Annotated in this window: 13 protein-coding genes; 10 read left to right on the top strand and 3 right to left on the bottom strand. The window is 72.4% G+C overall.

The window, feature by feature from the left end:
* Nucleotides 1–58: 58 nt before the first annotated feature.
* Nucleotides 59–1,039: a cation diffusion facilitator family transporter gene (locus tag ACWCRA_RS32550; protein WP_351553495.1), complete on the top strand. Its 981-nt coding sequence runs from the start codon at nt 59–61 to the stop codon at nt 1,037–1,039.
* A 37-nt stretch (nt 1,040–1,076) separates the two neighbouring features.
* Here ACWCRA_RS32550 and ACWCRA_RS32555 read toward each other — a convergent pair whose 3' ends face one another.
* Both ACWCRA_RS32555 and ACWCRA_RS32560 read right to left on the bottom strand, forming a co-directional pair.
* Entirely contained in the window at nt 1,077–1,874 is a 798-nt protein-coding gene (locus ACWCRA_RS32555; protein ID WP_351553492.1) for a phosphatase, read from the bottom strand.
* A gap of 154 nt (nt 1,875–2,028) precedes the next feature.
* Nucleotides 2,029–2,643, bottom strand: a complete 615-nt coding sequence (locus tag ACWCRA_RS32560) for an SACE_7040 family transcriptional regulator (protein ID WP_351553489.1) — start codon at nt 2,641–2,643, stop codon at nt 2,029–2,031.
* An 89-nt stretch (nt 2,644–2,732) separates the two neighbouring features.
* Here ACWCRA_RS32560 and ACWCRA_RS32565 point away from each other — a divergent pair, with 89 nt between their 5' ends.
* From ACWCRA_RS32565 to ACWCRA_RS32600, 8 genes are all read left to right on the top strand, one after another.
* Entirely contained in the window at nt 2,733–4,349 is a 1,617-nt protein-coding gene (locus ACWCRA_RS32565; RefSeq protein ID WP_451069257.1) for a carboxyl transferase domain-containing protein, read from the top strand.
* A 78-nt stretch (nt 4,350–4,427) separates the two neighbouring features.
* Nucleotides 4,428–6,455 (top strand): ATP-binding protein, encoded by a 2,028-nt coding sequence (locus ACWCRA_RS32570; RefSeq protein WP_451069258.1) that lies wholly within the window; start codon nt 4,428–4,430, stop codon nt 6,453–6,455.
* Entirely contained in the window at nt 6,448–7,386 is a 939-nt protein-coding gene (locus ACWCRA_RS32575) for a hydroxymethylglutaryl-CoA lyase (protein ID WP_451069259.1), read from the top strand. Before ACWCRA_RS32570 ends, ACWCRA_RS32575 begins: the two co-directional genes overlap by 8 nt.
* Before the next feature lie 4 nt (nt 7,387–7,390).
* The gene (locus ACWCRA_RS32580) at nt 7,391–8,557 is read left to right on the top strand and encodes an acyl-CoA dehydrogenase family protein (RefSeq protein ID WP_351553477.1); all 1,167 of its coding nucleotides are present in this window, start codon (nt 7,391–7,393) and stop codon (nt 8,555–8,557) included.
* A gap of 895 nt (nt 8,558–9,452) precedes the next feature.
* Nucleotides 9,453–10,898, top strand: coding sequence for a pyridoxal phosphate-dependent decarboxylase family protein (locus tag ACWCRA_RS32585; protein WP_351553474.1), 1,446 nt, complete (start codon nt 9,453–9,455; stop codon nt 10,896–10,898).
* Nucleotides 10,882–12,147 carry a lysine N(6)-hydroxylase/L-ornithine N(5)-oxygenase family protein gene (locus ACWCRA_RS32590; protein ID WP_351553471.1) on the top strand — a complete coding sequence of 422 codons (1,266 nt, stop codon included), beginning with the start codon at nt 10,882–10,884 and terminating at the stop codon, nt 12,145–12,147. The genes ACWCRA_RS32585 and ACWCRA_RS32590 overlap by 17 nt, the downstream gene beginning before the upstream one ends.
* On the top strand, nt 12,144–12,743 hold the full coding sequence (locus tag ACWCRA_RS32595; protein WP_451069260.1) for a GNAT family N-acetyltransferase: 600 nt from the start codon (nt 12,144–12,146) through the stop codon (nt 12,741–12,743). The genes ACWCRA_RS32590 and ACWCRA_RS32595 overlap by 4 nt, the downstream gene beginning before the upstream one ends.
* A complete protein-coding gene (locus ACWCRA_RS32600; RefSeq protein WP_451069261.1) occupies nt 12,740–14,521 on the top strand; it encodes an IucA/IucC family protein in 1,782 nt (593 codons plus the stop codon). Before ACWCRA_RS32595 ends, ACWCRA_RS32600 begins: the two co-directional genes overlap by 4 nt.
* 55 nt (nt 14,522–14,576) lie before the next feature.
* On the opposite strand, the gene ACWCRA_RS32605 is transcribed toward ACWCRA_RS32600, so the two are convergent.
* Nucleotides 14,577–15,926, bottom strand: coding sequence for a tetratricopeptide repeat protein (locus ACWCRA_RS32605; RefSeq protein ID WP_451069262.1), 1,350 nt, complete (start codon nt 15,924–15,926; stop codon nt 14,577–14,579).
* Nucleotides 15,927–16,075: 149 nt separating this feature from the next.
* Between ACWCRA_RS32605 and ACWCRA_RS32610 the strand changes: the two genes are divergently transcribed.
* On the top strand, nt 16,076–16,279 hold the full coding sequence (locus ACWCRA_RS32610; RefSeq protein ID WP_451069263.1) for a hypothetical protein: 204 nt from the start codon (nt 16,076–16,078) through the stop codon (nt 16,277–16,279).
* Nucleotide 16,280: the final 1 nt, after the last annotated feature.

Consider the following 16,280-nt stretch of genomic DNA (forward strand, 5'->3'; position numbering starts at 1 on the left):
CCCGCCGTGAGCGCGTGGCGCGGCGCCCGCCCCGGCCCGCCCGCATACCGTCCGGCGTATGACCGAAACGGATGCCCCGCCCGCCGAGAGCACCTTCACGGTGCTGGTCGCCGCCTTCGCGAATCTCGGTATCGCCGTGGCGAAGGCCGTCGCGGGGGTCGTCAGCGGCTCCAGCGCGATGCTCTCGGAGGCGGCGCACTCGGTCGCCGACACCGTCACCGAACTGCTGCTGCTCACCGCGCTGAAGCGGGGCGAGCGGCCCGCCGACGAGGACCATCCGCTGGGCCACGGCCCCGAGCGCTACATCTGGGCGCTGCTGGCCTCGGTGGCGACCTTCGTCGGCGGCGCGGTCTTCGCCGTGTACGACGGTGTCCACACCCTCACCCACGGCGAGGAGTTGGGCGATCCGCTGCTCTCGTACATCGTGCTGGGGGTGGCGTTCGTGCTGGAGGGGTTCTCGCTGCGGACCGGGCTGCGGCAGGTGCGGGCCGAGGCGGCCCGGATCGGCGCGCCGGCCGCGCACTATCTGCGGGTCACCCCGGACACGGCGGTCAAGGCGGTGGTGCTGGAGGACTCGGCGGCGCTGGTGGGTCTGGTGCTGGCGGCCGGTGGTCTGGTGGGCGCGCGGCTCACGGGGTCGGGGGTGTTCGACGGGGTGGCGTCGATCCTGATCGGGCTGCTGCTGGTGTACGTGGCGTGGGTGCTGGGCCGCAGCAACGCCCGGCTGCTGATCGGCCGCCCGCTGCCGCCGGCGATGCGGGAGGCGGTGCGGGAGGAGATTCTCACGGTGCCGCACATCGTGGCCGTACTGGAGCTGACGACGCTGATCCAGGGGCCGCGCGAGCTGCTGATCGCCGCGAAGGTGGACTTCCGGGACGCTTCGAGCGCCCGGCAGGTGGAGTGGGCGTGCGAGGAGGCGGAGGAGCAGCTGCGGGAGCGTTTCCCGTCGGTCCGGCGGGTGTATCTGGACCCGACGCCGGGGCTGGGGGCGGAGCGGGAGCCGGAGGGGCCGCCCGGCGGCCGGGGGCCCGGGGCCTGAGGAGCCGGGGCCCCGGCCCGTGGCCGGGGGTCCGGCGTCAGGCCAGCTCGGCGGGGACGGTCAGACCGGCCGCCTCCAGCAGATAGGCGGTCATCGGGTCGTAGAAGCGGGGGTCGGTCACATGGTCGTCCAGCGGGATCGTCACCTGGAGGGTGCCCTCGGCCTCGCCGAGGAAGAGCGCCGGGTCGTTGCAGTCGGCGTACCCCACCGCGTCCAGTCCGCGCTGTGCCGCGCACCCCGCCCAGCCGTGGTCGGCCACCACCAGGTCGGGCCGGGGTCTGCCGTCGCGCTCCAGGCCGTCGAGGACGGCGGCCATCGGCGCCGGGGAGTGGGTGTGCCAGAGGGTGGCGCCGCGCTCCAGCACCGCGACCCCGGCGAACTGGAAGACCATGCCCTCGTCCGCCATCAGCCCGCCCGGGATGCGGACGATCTCGCAGCCGGCGGTGCGCAGCGCCTCGGCGGTCTGCCGGTGGACATCGAGGAGGCCCCCGGGGTGCCCGGTGGCGAAGAGCACCCGCTCGCGCCCGGCGGCGGCCTTGCGCAGCCGGGCGGCGAGCCGCTCCAGGGCGTCGACCGTCAGCTCCGGGTCGATGGTGTCCTGGCCGGCCCGGTGCCCGGGGTCGTCGATGACCCCGCACCGCTCGGCCATCACCGCCAGCACGTCCTGCTCGTCGGTCCAGCGCTCCCCCAGCTCCAGGCCCAGCCAGTAGTGGCGGTCGCCGTTGGCGAGCTTGCGGTAGTGGGAGAGGTTGTTGTCGCGCGGGGTGGCGACGTTCCCGGCGATACGTGTGCGGACGAGGTGGTCGACGAGGGCGGCACGGCTCGGTATCGGCATGGGCCCATTGTGCCGTCAGCGGGCCCGGCGCGCGGGGAGGGCGTCCGGATCGTGGCCGGGCGCCTCCGCCCCCGCTCCGGCCTCCGCCCCCGCCCCGGCCTCCGGCCCGGACGCCCCGCCCCCGACGCCCCGCCCGCCTGCGCCCCGCCCCGGCTCAGGCCCTCCGCTCACCCGGCCCGGCGGCCAGCGCGGCGAAGGCGCCGTGGGCCAGCCTGCGCAGCAACGTTTCCGTGTCGGCGCGGTCCATCGGGGCGCCGTCCCCCGACCCCAGGTGCGGGGTCGAGTTCAGCAGCCCGAAGACGGCGTGCACCGCCGCCCTGGCCTCCGGCTCCGGCACCGCCGGGTGCACCCGGCGCACCGCCGTCACCCACAGCTCCGCGTACTGCCGCTGGAGCCTGCGCACCCGTTTGCGGTCGGCCTCCCGCAGCCGGTCCAGCTCGCGGTCGTGGAGGGTGATCAGCGGGCGGTCGTCGAGGGCGAAGTCGACATGGCCGTCGATCAGCGAGGCGAGCAGCGCGCCGGGGTCGGCGGCCGACTCCTCGACCCGCAGCCGGCCGCCGCTCAGCAGCCGCTCGCTGATCCCCACCAGCAGCTCCGCCAGCATCGCGTCCTTGCCCGCGAAGTGGCGGTAGAGACCGGGGCCGCTGATTCCGACGGCGGCCCCTATCTCGTCGACCCCGACGCCGTGGAAGCCGCGCTCCGCGAAGAGCCGGGCGGCCTCCCTGAGGATCTGCTCCCGGCGCGTGGGCGCATCCGTCCTGGTGTTCATGGAACCCGATTCTAGACAAGGCTGTTAGCGGTCGTTAACCTGAAAGCACGCGTTAACGCTCATTAACAGGCATTAACAGGAGTGACACGATGCAGCAGGCACCCGTGCTCACCGGCACGGCCGACCCCGCGTCCCCGGCCTGGCAGGCCAATGAGGCGGCGCACCGGGAGCTGGCCGGCACCCTGCGCGCCACCCTCGCGCGGGCCCGGCTCGGCGGCGGCGAGGAGGCCCGCGCCCGGCACACCGCCCGGGGCAAGCTGCTGCCGCGCGACCGGGTGGACACCCTGCTGGACCCCGGCTCCCCCTTCCTGGAGCTGGCCCCCCTCGCCGCCCACGGGATGTACGAGGACCAGGCCCCGGCGGCCGGAGTGATCGCGGGAATCGGCCGGGTGAGCGGGCGCGAGGTGGTGATCGTCGCCAACGACGCCACCGTCAAGGGCGGCACCTACTACCCGATGACGGTGAAGAAGCATCTCCGCGCCCAGGAGATCGCCCTGGAGAACCGGCTCCCCTGCGTCTATCTGGTGGACTCCGGCGGCGCCTTCCTGCCGATGCAGGACGAGGTCTTCCCCGACCGGGACCACTTCGGCCGGATCTTCTACAACCAGGCCCGGCTCTCCGGCGCCCGCGTCCCGCAGATCGCCGCCGTCCTCGGCTCCTGCACCGCCGGCGGCGCCTATGTCCCGGCGATGAGCGACGAGGCGGTGATCGTGCGGAACCAGGGCACGATCTTCCTCGGCGGCCCGCCCCTGGTGAAGGCCGCGACCGGCGAGGTCGTCACGGCCGAGGAACTGGGCGGCGGCGAGGTCCACTCCCGGGTCTCCGGCGTCACCGACCACCTCGCCGAGAACGACGCCCACGCCCTGCGGATCGTGCGGAACATCGTCGCCACGCTCCCCGCCCGCGCCCCGCTCCCCTGGACGGTCACCCCGCCCGAGGAGCCGGCGGCCGACCCCGCCGGGCTGTACGGCGCGGTGCCGGTGGACTCCCGTACGCCCTACGACGTGCGGGAGGTGATCGCCCGGATCACCGACGGGTCCCGGTTCGCCGAGTTCAAGGCCGAGTTCGGGCAGACCCTGGTCACCGGTTTCGCCCGGGTCCACGGCCACCCGGTCGGCATCGTCGCCAACAACGGCATCCTGTTCTCCGAGTCCGCCCAGAAGGGCGCCCACTTCATCGAGCTGTGCGACCAGCGCGGCATCCCGCTGCTCTTCCTCCAGAACATCTCCGGCTTCATGGTGGGCCGCGCCTACGAGGCGGGCGGCATCGCCAAGCACGGGGCGAAGATGGTCACGGCCGTGGCCTGCGCCCGGGTGCCCAAGCTGACCGTCGTCATCGGCGGCTCCTACGGCGCGGGGAACTACTCGATGTGCGGCCGGGCCTACTCCCCCCGCTTCCTGTGGATGTGGCCCAACGCCAAGATCTCCGTCATGGGCGGCGAGCAGGCCGCCTCCGTGCTCGCCACCGTCAAGCGGGACCAGCTCGCGGCGCGCGGCGAGGAGTGGCCGGCGGCGGACGAGGAGGCGTTCAAGTCCCCCATCCGCGACCGGTACGAGGAGCAGGGCAGCGCCTACTACGCCACCGCCCGGCTCTGGGACGACGGGGTGATCGACCCGCTGGAGACCCGCCAGGTGCTGGGCCTCGCCCTGACCGCCTGCGGCAACGCCCCGCTGGGGGAACCCGGCTTCGGCGTCTTCCGGATGTGACCCCCGGGACGCGGACCCCCTGGACGCGGGCCCCCGATGCGGCCCTTCGAGACGCGGACCTCTGAGATGACGGTGACGATGTTCGACACAGTCCTTGTGGCCAACCGGGGCGAGATCGCCGTGCGGGTCATCCGCACCCTGCGGGCGATGGGGGTGCGCTCGGTCGCGGTCTTCTCCGACGCGGACGCGGGCGCCCGCCATGTCCGGGAGGCCGACACGGCGGTCCGGATCGGCCCGCCGCCCGCCGGGGAGAGCTATCTGAGCGCCGAGCGCCTGCTGGAGGCCGCCGCCCGGACGGGCGCGCGGGCCGTCCACCCCGGCTACGGCTTCCTCGCGGAGAACGCGGCCTTCGCCCGCGCCTGCGCGGACGCGGGCCTGGTCTTCATCGGCCCGCCCGCCGCCGCCATCGCCCTCATGGGCGACAAGATCCGCGCCAAGGAGACCGTGCGCGCCGCCGGGGTCCCGGTGGTGCCCGGCTCCTCCGGATCGGGGCTGGGCGACGAGGAGCTGGCCGCCGCAGCCCGGGAGATCGGGATGCCGGTGCTGCTCAAGCCCTCGGCGGGCGGCGGCGGCAAGGGCATGCGGCTGACCCGGACGGAGTCCGCGCTCGCGGAGGACATCGCCACCGCCCGGCGCGAGGCCCGCGCCTCCTTCGGGGACGACACCCTGCTGGTGGAGCGGTGGATCGAGCGGCCCCGGCACATCGAGATCCAGGTGCTCGCCGACGCCCACGGCCGGGTGATCCATCTGGGTGAGCGCGAGTGCTCGCTCCAGCGCCGGCACCAGAAGGTGATCGAGGAGGCCCCCTCGGTCCTGCTGGACGAGCGGACCCGCGCGGCGATGGGCGAGGCGGCGGTGCAGGCGGCCCGGTCCTGCGGCTACACCGGCGCGGGGACGGTGGAGTTCATCGTCCCGGGCGGCGACCCCGGCTCGTACTACTTCATGGAGATGAACACCCGGCTCCAGGTCGAGCACCCCGTCACCGAGCTGATCACCGGTCTCGACCTGGTGGAGTGGCAGCTGCGGGTCGCGGCCGGTGAACCCCTGCCGTACGCGCAGGAGGACATCGCGCTCACCGGCCACGCGATCGAGGCCCGGATCTGCGCCGAGGACCCCGCCCGGGGTTTCCTCCCCTCCGGCGGACGGGTGCTGGCGCTGCGCGAGCCACGGGGCGAGGGCGTGCGCACCGACTCGGGGCTGAGCGAGGGCACCGAGGTCTCCAGCCTGTACGACCCGATGCTCGCCAAGGTCGTCGCGCACGGCCCGGACCGCCCCACCGCGCTGCGCCGGCTGCGCGCGGCCCTCGCGGAGACGGTCACCCTCGGCGTACCGACCAACGCCGGTTTCCTGCGCCGGCTGCTGGCCCACCCCGATGTCGTCGCCGGGCGGCTGGACACCGGTCTGGTGGAGCGGGAGGGCGCCGGGCTGCTCCCGGAGGGGGTACCGGACGAGGTGTACGCGGCGGCGGCGGCCGTACGGCTGGCGGCGCTGGCGCCCGTGCCCGACGCGGCGGGGTGGACCGACCCGTTCTCGGTGCCCAGCGGCTGGCGCGCCGGGGGGAGTCCGGCGCCGCTCGTCTTCCCGGTGCGGCTGCCGGGCGGTGAGCCGGCGACCGCCTCGGCGCCCGCGGCCTTCGAGGTCGCGCCGGAGACGGTCGCGGTCACCGTCGACGGTCTCACCCACACCTTCCACCGCGCCGGTGACTGGCTCGGCCGGGACGGCGACTCCTGGCAGGTCCGGGACCACGACCCGGTCGCCGCGTCCCTGGGCGGCGCGGCCCGCTCCGGGGCGGACACCCTCGCGGCGCCGATGCCCGGGACGGTCACCGTCGTCAAGGTGGCCGCCGGGGACGAGGTGGCCGCCGGGCAGGGTCTGCTGGTGGTGGAGGCGATGAAGATGGAGCACGTCATCACCGCGCCGCACGCCGGGACCGTCACCGAGCTGGAGGTGACCCCGGGGACCACGGTCGCCATGGACCAGGTCCTCGCGGTGGTCACCCCCGCGGCGGAACCGGCGAACCCCATGACCGGGTCCGGGGGCGCGGTCACCGGCCGACCGGCGCCGGCGGGCTCCCCCGTCCGGGAGGAGGGTGCGCGCCATGGCTGACGGGCTCCCCATGCGCGTCCCCGCGCCCGGCCTCCCGGCGCGGGTCCGCATCCACGAGGTCGGCCCGCGCGACGGCCTCCAGAACGAGAAGACGACCGTCCCCACCGAGGTCAAGGCCGAGTTCATCCACCGGCTCGCCGCCGCCGGGCTGACCACGATCGAGGCCACCAGCCTCGTCCGCCCCGACTGGGTGCCCCAGCTCGCCGACGCCGAGGCGCTCTACCCCCGGCTGGCCGGTCTCGAAGGGGTCGACCTCCCCGTCCTCGTGCCCAACGAACGGGGACTGGGGCGCGCGCTCGCGCTCGGGGTCCGCCGGATCGCCGTCTTCGGCTCGGCGACCGAGACCTTCGCCCGCCGCAACCTCAACCGCACCGTCGACGAGTCCCTCGCCATGTTCGAGCCGGTCGTCGCCCGCGCCCGGGCGGAGCGGGTCCACGTGCGCGGCTATCTCTCCATGTGCTTCGGCGACCCGTGGGAGGGCCCGGTGCCCGTCCGCCGGGTCGTCGGGGTCGCCCGGCGGCTGCTGGACCTCGGCTGTGACGAGCTGTCGCTCGGCGACACCATCGGCACCGCCACCCCCGGCCATGTCAGGGCCCTGCTCACCGCGCTGAACGAGGAGGGTGTGCCCACCTCCGCGCTCGGGGTGCACTTCCACGACACCTACGGCCAGGCGCTCGCCAACACCTTCGCCGCGCTGGAGCACGGCGTGACGACGGTGGACGCGTCGGCGGGCGGCCTCGGCGGCTGCCCGTACGCGAAGAGCGCCACCGGGAACCTCGCCACCGAGGACCTGGTGTGGATGCTCCACGGCCTCGGCATCGAGACCGGTGTCGATCTGGCCCGCCTCACCGAGGCCAGCCTCCGGCTCGCCGCGCAGTTGGGCCGCCCCAGCCCCTCCCGTACCGTCCGCGCACTCTCCCCGGAGGAATGACGCCATGTCCCTGGACCACCGGCTCGCCCCCGAGCACGAGGAACTCCGCCGTACCGTCGAGCGGTTCGCCCACGATGTGGTGGCCCCGAGGATCGGCGGGTTCTACGAGCGCCATGAGTTCCCGTACGAGATCGTCGCCGAGATGGGCGCCATGGGTCTGTTCGGGCTGCCCTTCCCCGAGGAGTACGGCGGGATGGGCGGCGACTATCTCGCCCTCGGGATCGTCCTGGAGGAGCTGGCCCGGGTGGACTCCTCCGTGGCGATCACCCTGGAGGCGGGGGTCTCGCTGGGCGCGATGCCGATCCACCGGTTCGGCACCCCGGAGCAGAAGCGGGAGTGGCTGCCGAAGCTCTGCTCGGGCGAGATGCTCGGCGCGTTCGGCCTGACCGAGCCGGGCGCGGGCAGCGACGCGGGCGGCACCCGGACCACGGCGGTACGGGACGAGCGGGCCGGCGAGTGGGTGATCAACGGGTCCAAGTGCTTCATCACCAACGCGGGGACGGACATCACCGGGCTGGTCACGGTGACCGCGGTCACCGGCCGCGCGCCCGACGGCAAGCCCCTGATCTCCTCGATCATCGTCCCCTCCGGCACCCCCGGTTTCACCGTCGCCCCCGCCTACTCCAAGGTCGGCTGGAACGCCTCGGACACCCGGGAGCTGTCCTTCGACGGGGTGCGGGTGCCGCTGGCGAACCTGGTGGGCGAGGAGGGCCGGGGGTACGCCCAGTTCCTGCGCATCCTGGACGAGGGCAGGATCGCCATCTCCGCGCTGGCGACCGGGCTCGCCCAGGGGTGTGTGGACGAGTCCGTGAAGTACGCCGGGGAGCGGCACGCCTTCGGGCGCCCGATCGGCGAGAACCAGGCGATCCAGTTCAAGATCGCGGACATGGAGATGCGGGCGCACATGGCCCGGATCGGCTGGCGGGACGCGGCGTCCCGGCTGGTGCGGGGGGAGCGGTTCAAGAAGGAGGCGGCGCTGGCGAAGCTGTACTCGTCGACGGTGGCGGTGGACAACGCGCGGGAGGCGACGCAGATCCATGGGGGGTATGGGTTCATGAACGAGTATCCGGTGGCGCGGATGTGGCGGGACTCCAAGATTCTGGAGATCGGGGAGGGGACGAGTGAGGTGCAGCGCATGCTGATCGCCCGCGAACTGGGCCTCCCCACCTGACGCCACGCCCCTCCCCCCGGCCCGCCACTCGAGCCGCCCCCGCGGACTCCCACCGGCCTCCCCTTGAGCCCGGTCCCCGCGGATTCCCAGCCCGTCCTCCACTTGAGCCCGCCCCGCGGACTCCCACCGGCCTCCCCTTGAGCCCGGACCCGGCGGACTCCCAGCCCGTCCGGCGCTTGAGGACGGACCCCGCACCACAGGAAACCCGAGCAATTTTCAGCCCGTCCGGCGCTTGAGGACGGACCCTGTGCGACAGGTCGCCGCATCCTGCGGGCCTCGGGTCGGGGGCCAGCCCCCGAACCCCCGCTCCTCAAACGCCGGAGGGGCTGAGGTGTGCGGCTCACACTCCGAAGGGGCTGAGGTGTGCGGCTCACCCTCCGAAGGGGCTGAGGTGTGCGGCTCACACTCCGGAGAGGCTGGGGTGCGCGGCTCACACTCCGAAGGAGCTGGGGTGCGCGGCTCACACTCCGAGAGGCTGAGGGGCGCGGCTCACACTCCGGAGGAGCTGAGGTGGTGCGTCTCGCCCGCCGGAGGGGCCGAGTGGGTGCACCCTGCCCCGCTGGCGAGACCGGGTGGACGCGCCTCGAACACCGACGAGCACGGGTGAACGCACCCCAAACACCAACAAGGCCAGGCGGGTCCACCCCAACCACCAACGAGGCCAGACGGGTCCACCCCAACCACCGGCGGGGCCGGACGGGTGCCGGCGAAGCTCAGTGGACACACCCCGAACACCGGGTGAACAACTTCACAACTCCCACCCCCAAGGGGACGAGCCCTCCGACCAACGGAAAAAGTTAGGTTAGGCTAACCTCACCCAGTCGCCCTCTCGTCCCCTTTGCGCTGTCCCCGAGCGGCGACCAATCCCCCCCCCCACACCCAGAAGGGCCCTCGCATGCGCTCGCATCTGCTCAATGACGGAACGGCGGACGCCTACCGGCTCGCCGTGACGGAGGGAGTCGAGCGGGTGGCACACCGCCTCGCCACAGTCCGGCGGCCGTTCACCGGGGTCACCCCCCGGGAACTCGCCCCGCAGGTCTCCGCCGTCGATCTGGCGGAGCCCCTCGGCTCCACCGGGGCCGCCCTCGACGAGCTGGAGCGGCTCTACCTCCGGGACGCGGTCAACTTCCACCACCCCCGCTACCTCGGCCACCTCAACTGCCCGGTGGTCATCCCCGCCGTCGTCGGCGAGGCCGTGCTCTCCGCCGTCAACTCCTCCCTGGACACCTGGGACCAGAGCGCCGGCGCCACCCTCATCGAGCGCCGGCTCATCGACTGGACCGCCGAGCGGATCGGCCTCGGCCCCGCCGCCGATGGCGTCTTCACCAGCGGCGGGAGCCAGTCCAACCTCCAGGCGCTGCTGCTGGCCCGGGAGGAGGCGAAGACGACCGACCCCACCCGGCTCCGCGTCTTCACCTCCGAGTGCGGGCACTTCAGCGTCCAGAAGTCCGCCGCCCTGCTCGGCCTCGGTCCCGATGCCGTGGTCGGCGTCCCGGCCGACCGCGACAAGCGGATGCGCGCGGTCTCGCTCGCCGCCGAGCTGGAGCGGTGCGTACGCGGCGGACTGGTCCCGATGGCCGTCGTCGCCACCGCCGGAACCACCGACTTCGGCTCCATCGACCCGCTGCCGGAGATCGCCGCGCTGGCCCGGCAGTACGGGGCGTGGACGCATGTGGACGCGGCGTACGGCTGCGGCCTGCTCGCCTCCCCCACCCGCCGCCATCTGCTGGACGGCGTCGAGCAAGCCGACTCGGTCACCGTCGACTACCACAAGTCCTTCTTCCAGCCGGTCAGCTCATCGGCCGTGCTGGTCAGGGACGGTGCCACGCTCCGCCATGTCACCTACCACGCGGACTATCTCAACCCCCGGCGGGCCACCGAGGAGAGAATCCCCAACCAGGTCGACAAATCCCTCCAGACCACCCGCCGCTTCGACGCCCTCAAGCTGTGGATGACACTGCGGGTGATGGGCGCCGACGGGGTGGGCGGCCTCTTCGACGAGGTCTGCGAGCTGGCCGGGGCCGGCTGGGAGCTGCTCGACGCCGACCCGCGCTTCGAGGTCCTCGTGCGGCCCAGCCTCTCCACCCTGGTCTACCGCTATGTCCCCGGGGCGGTCACCAGCCCCGCCCTCATCGACCGGGCCAACCTCTACGCCCGCAAGGCGCTGTTCGCCTCCGGTGCGGCGGTGGTCGCCGGGACGAAGGTGGCGGGCCGCCAGTATCTGAAGTTCACCCTACTCAACCCCGAGACGACGACCGCCGACATCACCGCCGTACTCGATCTGATCGCCGGCCACGCCGAGCAGTACCTGGGAGAGAACCGCCTTGTCCACGCCTCGTGAGCCCCTCGACTTCCTCGGGATCGGCCTGGGCCCGTTCAACCTCGGCCTCGCCGCCCTCACCGAGCCCCTCGACGGGCTGAACGGTCTCTTCCTGGAGTCCAAGCCGGACTTCGAGTGGCACTCGGGGATGTTCCTCGACGGCGCCCACCTCCAGACCCCGTTCCTGTCGGACCTGGTCACCCTCGCCGATCCGACCTCGCCGTACTCCTTCCTCAGCTATCTCAAGGAGTCGGGACGGCTGTACGCGTTCTACATCCGCGAGAACTTCTATCCGCTGCGGACCGAGTACAACGACTACTGCCGCTGGGCCGCCGCCCGGCTCGGCTCCATCCGCTTCGGCACCACCGTCACCCGCGTCGACCACGACGGCGAGCTGTACCGGGTCCGCACGGCGGCCGGGGAGACCTTCCGGGCCCGCCGGCTGGTGCTGGGCACCGGCACCCCGCCGTACATCCCCGAGCCCTGCCGGGACCTCGGCGGCGACCTCCTCCACACCTCGCGCTATCTGGAGCACCGGGAGGCGCTCCGGCGCAAGAAGTCGATCACGATCGTCGGCAGCGGCCAGAGCGCGGCGGAGATCTACCAGGACCTGCTCTCCGGGATCGACACCCACGGCTACCGGCTCAACTGGGTCACCCGGTCGCCTCGGTTCTTCCCGCTGGAGTACACCAAGCTGACACTGGAGATGACCTCCCCGGAGTACATCGACTACTTCCACGCGCTGCCCGAGCGGACCCGCTACCGCCTCGAAGCGCAGCAGAAGGGCCTCTTCAAGGGCATCGACGGGGACCTCGTCAACGCGATCTTCGACCTGCTCTACCAGAAGAACCTGGACGGCCCGGTCCCCACCCGGCTCCTCACCAACTCCCGCCTCAACGGGGCGCGGTACGAGAACGGCACGTACACCCTCTCCCTGTGCCAGGAGGAGCAGGGCAAGGAGTACGAGCTGCACACCGAGGGCCTGATCCTCGCCACCGGCTACCGCTACACCGTCCCGGCGTTCCTGGAGCCGGTGCACGACCGGCTCCGCTTCGACGGTCGGGGCCGCTTCGACATCGCCCGCAACTACTCCATCGACACCACCGGCCGGGAGGTCTTCCTCCAGAACTCGGGTGTGCACACGCACTCGATCACCTCGCCCGACCTGGGGATGGGCGCGTACCGCAACGCCTACATCATCGGTGAGCTGCTCGGATACCAGCCCTACCCCGTCGAGAAGTCCATCGCGTTCCAGGAGTTCGCCGTATGAGCCCCGCCACGACAGCGCCCACGGCCATAGTCCGCGGTTTCACCGTGCGCCCCCTCGACCCGCTGAGCGACGCCGAACTGGTGCACCGGTGGGTGACCCACCCCAAGTCCGCGTTCTGGATGATGCAGGACGCCCGGCTCCAGGACATCGAGCGCGAGTACATGGCGGTGGCGGCCCATGAGCACCACCACGCCTTCATCGGCGAGCTGGACGGGGAGCCGGTCTTCCTGATGGAGCGGTACGACCCCCGGTATGTGGAGCTGGTGGGGCTGTACGAGCCCGAGCCGGGCGATGTCGGGATGCACTTCCTCGTCGCACCGGCCGGCACACCCGTGCACGGCTTCACCCGGGCCGTGATCACCGCCGTCATGGCGGAGCTGTTCGCGGACGCCACGACCCGGCGGGTCGTGGTCGAGCCCGATGTGCGCAATGACGCCGTCCACGCACTCAACACCTACGTGGGGTTCGAGATCGTCGAGAAACTGGAGAAGCCGGAGAAGGACGCGGTGCTGTGCGTCTGCACCCGCGAGGGCTTCGCGGGGAGCGAGGCGTACGCGGCGCTTCAGGGCGCCGGGCCGCGGGAGGCGGGCCGATGACCCCCACCGGCGCCGTGGCACATCTGACCCCCGGGCCCTGGGAGCGGGCCAACCGGCTGCTGGTGCGGAAGGCGCTCGCCGAGTTCGCCCATGAGCGGCTGCTGACCCCGGAGCCGCTCGGCGCGGACACCTACCGGGTGCTGAGCGACGACTGCGGCGCCGAGTACCGCTTCGGCGCGCGGCTCTTCGCGCTCGACCACTGGCAGGTCTCCCCCGACTCCATCACCCGGCACCGCGACGGCGCCCAGCGGCCCGTCGACGCGCTCGACTTCTTCCTGGAGCTGCGCGGCGCCCTCGGCCTGAGCGAGAAGATCCTCCCGGTTTATCTGGAGGAGATCTCCTCCACCCTCGCCGGGACCGCCTACAAGCTCACCGGGAAGCCGGTGACCTCCGCCGGGCTGGCCCGGGCCGGCTTCCAGGCCATCGAGACCGGGATGACCGAGGGCCACCCGTGTTTCGTCGCCAACAACGGCCGGCTCGGCTTCGGGGTGCACGAGTACCACGCGTACGCCCCCGAGGCCGCCAGCGAGATCCGGCTCATCTGGCTGGCCGCCCACCGCGACCACGCGACCTTCACCTCCGGTGAGGATCTGGCGTACGACTCCCTGATCGCGACGGAGCTCGGAGAGACGGCCCTGGCCCGGTTCGACGCCCGGCTCCGCGCGCTGGGACTCGACCCCGCCCAGTATCTGCTGCTGCCGGTCCACCCCTGGCAGTGGTGGAACAAACTCTCCGTCACCTTCGCGGCGGAGATCGCCCAGCAGCGGCTGGTCTGCCTCGGCGAGGGCGACGACACGTATCTGGCCCAGCAGTCGATCCGTACCTTCTTCAACACCGCCGCGCCGGAGAAGCACTACGTCAAGACCTCGCTGTCGGTCCTCAACATGGGCTTCACGCGCGGGCTCTCCGCCGCGTACATGGAGGCCACCCCGGCGATCAACGACTGGGTGGCCCGGCTGATCGACGCGGACGACATCCTGCGGGCCGCCCGCTTCTCGATCATCCGCGAGCGGGCGGCGATCGGCTACCGCCACCGCCAGTACGAGGCGGCGACCGACCGCCACTCCCCGTACCGCAAGATGCTCGCCGCCCTCTGGCGCGAGAGCCCCGTCCCCGCGCTCCGGCCCGGCGAACGCCTCGCCACCATGGCGTCCCTGCTCCATGTCGACCAGGAGGGCGCGTCCTTCGCGGGCGCCCTGATCGACGAGTCGGGGCTCGCCCCCGAGGAGTGGCTGCGCGGCTATCTGCACGCCTATCTCACCCCGGTGCTGCACTGCTTCTACGCCTACGACCTGGTCTTCATGCCGCACGGCGAGAATGTGATCCTGGTCCTCGGGGACGACGGCACGGTCCGGCGGGCGATCTTCAAGGACATCGCCGAGGAGATCGCGGTGATGGACCCGCACGCGGTGCTGCCCCCGGCGGTGGAGCGCGTCCGGGTGGAGGTCCCGGAGGAGATGAAGCCGCTCTCCGTCTTCACCGATGTCCTGGACTGCTTCCTCCGCTTCCTGGCCCCCGCCCTGATCACCGAGGGCCGCCTCGGCGAGGCGGCGTTCTGGCGCACGGTGGCGGAGTGCGTCCGCGCCTACCAGTCCTCGGCCCCCCACCTGGCGGACCGCTTCGAGCGGTACGACCTCTTCACGGAGGAGTTCGCCCTCTCCTGCCTCAACCGCCTCCAGCTCCGCGACAACGAACAGATGGTGGACCTGACGGACCCGTCGGGGGCCCTCCAGCTGATCGGCACCCTGAAGAACCCCCTGGCCGGGTTCTCCTCCTGACGGGACGGGCGCGCCCGACACGGTCCCTCGTGCGCGCCCGTCCTCTCCCTCTCCCTCAGGGCTGCCGGGCGAGGAGCCGCGCGGGCACCACCGTACGAGCGCGCTCGTACAGGTCGCGGGCTGCGTGCTGCCTCAGGTGCGGCCGAATCCGGCGGCACATGGCGGCCATGCGCTGGTCGGTACGGCCCGACTGGACCAGGGGGTAGTCGTCCAGCGCCAGATTCCAGGTGTGGCAGGCCGCTTCCAGGTGACCGATTTCGAGCTGCCGCTCGGCGAGCATGGCGCGATAGCGGACGCGTGTGCGGCGGAACACGTCGTAGCGGAGTTGGTCCGAGCGCTCCAGGGCGGAGACCGAACCGGCGATGTCCCCGAGTTCGTAGCAGACCTGGCCGAGGTGGTAGTTGAGCGCCGACGGGTCGTAGGACCCGAAGGGCTTGGACCGGGACTCGGCCTTCTCCATCGCCGTCTCGGCATCCCTGAGGTGCGTCAACGCCCGGCCCCGATCGCCGGTCGACGCCGCCGCATGCGCCTGCTGTCCCGCCAGGAAGGCCCGCATGCGCGGTCCGGCCTGCGGCGCGGCTGCGGCGGCGGCGTCCCCGAGCCGCAGCGCCGTCCTCCCATGCCCCAGGTCGACGGCCTGGACGCTCATCCCCCGCAGGGTTGTGCAGTACGTCAGATGGTCCTCAGCCGCGCCGGCCAGCTGTAATGCCTTGAGGTAGTACTGCTGCGCCAGCCCGTGATGGCCCTCGTCCACCGCCATGTAGCCGGTGAGGTAGCACAGGTCCGCGGTGGCCGACAGCATCGCCTTCCGCACGGACTCCGGGGCCTCCGCCCGCAGATACGGTGCCACGGTGTTCACCAGGAACGCGGCGGCCATCGGCCGCGCGTGGCGACCACCGAATTGGTCGTCCAGCTCCGAGAGCCGCTCGGTCATGGCGACGACCATGTCCACTTCGGCGCTTCCCATCCGGAGCGCCCTACCGGACTGGACGGCTTCCATCCGCCCCAGAACGTCGGGCCAGTTGGGGACCGTCAGGGCGACGGAGAAGAGTCCCGCACCCACGATGCCGCGGCGGGAGGGGTCCATGTCGTGCCTCCCCAGGTCGACGAGCCCGTCCACCATACTCGGGCAGGTATTCGACCGCTGGGACGGTGGAGGGAATCCGGCCTCGGCGTGTGTCACCGGCCGGTGGAGCCGGCGCGCGAGCGCCTCAAGGATCACCGGGCGCACGGCTTCTCTCGGCACATGGCCCTTGAGCCACTGGCAGACCGACGGCTCGCGGTACTTCAGCCCCATCCCACGCTCGGTCCCGACACGATTCACCGCCTGGACGAACTGACGCAGCGTCCACCCGGTCGCGCCGAACACTCGGCGGAGGTCCTCATTCGGGTTCAGCGCTCCCACTGGTCATCAACTCCCCCCGCCGGTTCGTCTTCTTAAAGCTCTACAGGCCCGGCGGCGCCACCACGGTACCGCTCTGCGTAGTCGGAGGGTTGCCTAGAGCGAGGAGACGACACCGAGGGCACCGCCCGCAGAAGGGATGGCAACGGAGCATGCGCGACCCGGCCCGCCAGCGAACCCACCCCATGGAAGCCCGCGAGACCGATCCGACCCGCCCCATAGCGGTCGGTGACCTCAGCTCCATCGCCCCGGAGTGGGTCCCGCGCGACGGGTACGCCGAGCCGACCCGGGAGATCCTGCTCCACCTGGAAGCGGGGCTGAAGCAACTCGCCGCCAACGCAAGGACCCACGGGTGAC

Source organism: Streptomyces sp. NPDC001889 (genome assembly GCF_053594535.1).

Excerpts from the sequence above, each read along its gene's own strand:
- ACWCRA_RS32550 (WP_351553495.1), top strand. The coding sequence starts at position 59 with ATGACCGAAACGGATGCCCCGCCCGCCGAGAGCACCTTCACGGTGCTG.
- ACWCRA_RS32555 (WP_351553492.1), bottom strand. The coding sequence starts at position 1,874 with ATGCCGATACCGAGCCGTGCCGCCCTCGTCGACCACCTCGTCCGCACA.
- ACWCRA_RS32560 (WP_351553489.1), bottom strand. The coding sequence starts at position 2,643 with ATGAACACCAGGACGGATGCGCCCACGCGCCGGGAGCAGATCCTCAGG.
- ACWCRA_RS32565 (WP_451069257.1), top strand. The coding sequence starts at position 2,733 with ATGCAGCAGGCACCCGTGCTCACCGGCACGGCCGACCCCGCGTCCCCG.
- ACWCRA_RS32570 (WP_451069258.1), top strand. The coding sequence starts at position 4,428 with ATGTTCGACACAGTCCTTGTGGCCAACCGGGGCGAGATCGCCGTGCGG.
- ACWCRA_RS32575 (WP_451069259.1), top strand. The coding sequence starts at position 6,448 with ATGGCTGACGGGCTCCCCATGCGCGTCCCCGCGCCCGGCCTCCCGGCG.
- ACWCRA_RS32580 (WP_351553477.1), top strand. The coding sequence starts at position 7,391 with ATGTCCCTGGACCACCGGCTCGCCCCCGAGCACGAGGAACTCCGCCGT.
- ACWCRA_RS32585 (WP_351553474.1), top strand. The coding sequence starts at position 9,453 with ATGCGCTCGCATCTGCTCAATGACGGAACGGCGGACGCCTACCGGCTC.
- ACWCRA_RS32595 (WP_451069260.1), top strand. The coding sequence starts at position 12,144 with ATGAGCCCCGCCACGACAGCGCCCACGGCCATAGTCCGCGGTTTCACC.
- ACWCRA_RS32600 (WP_451069261.1), top strand. The coding sequence starts at position 12,740 with ATGACCCCCACCGGCGCCGTGGCACATCTGACCCCCGGGCCCTGGGAG.
- ACWCRA_RS32610 (WP_451069263.1), top strand. The coding sequence starts at position 16,076 with ATGCGCGACCCGGCCCGCCAGCGAACCCACCCCATGGAAGCCCGCGAG.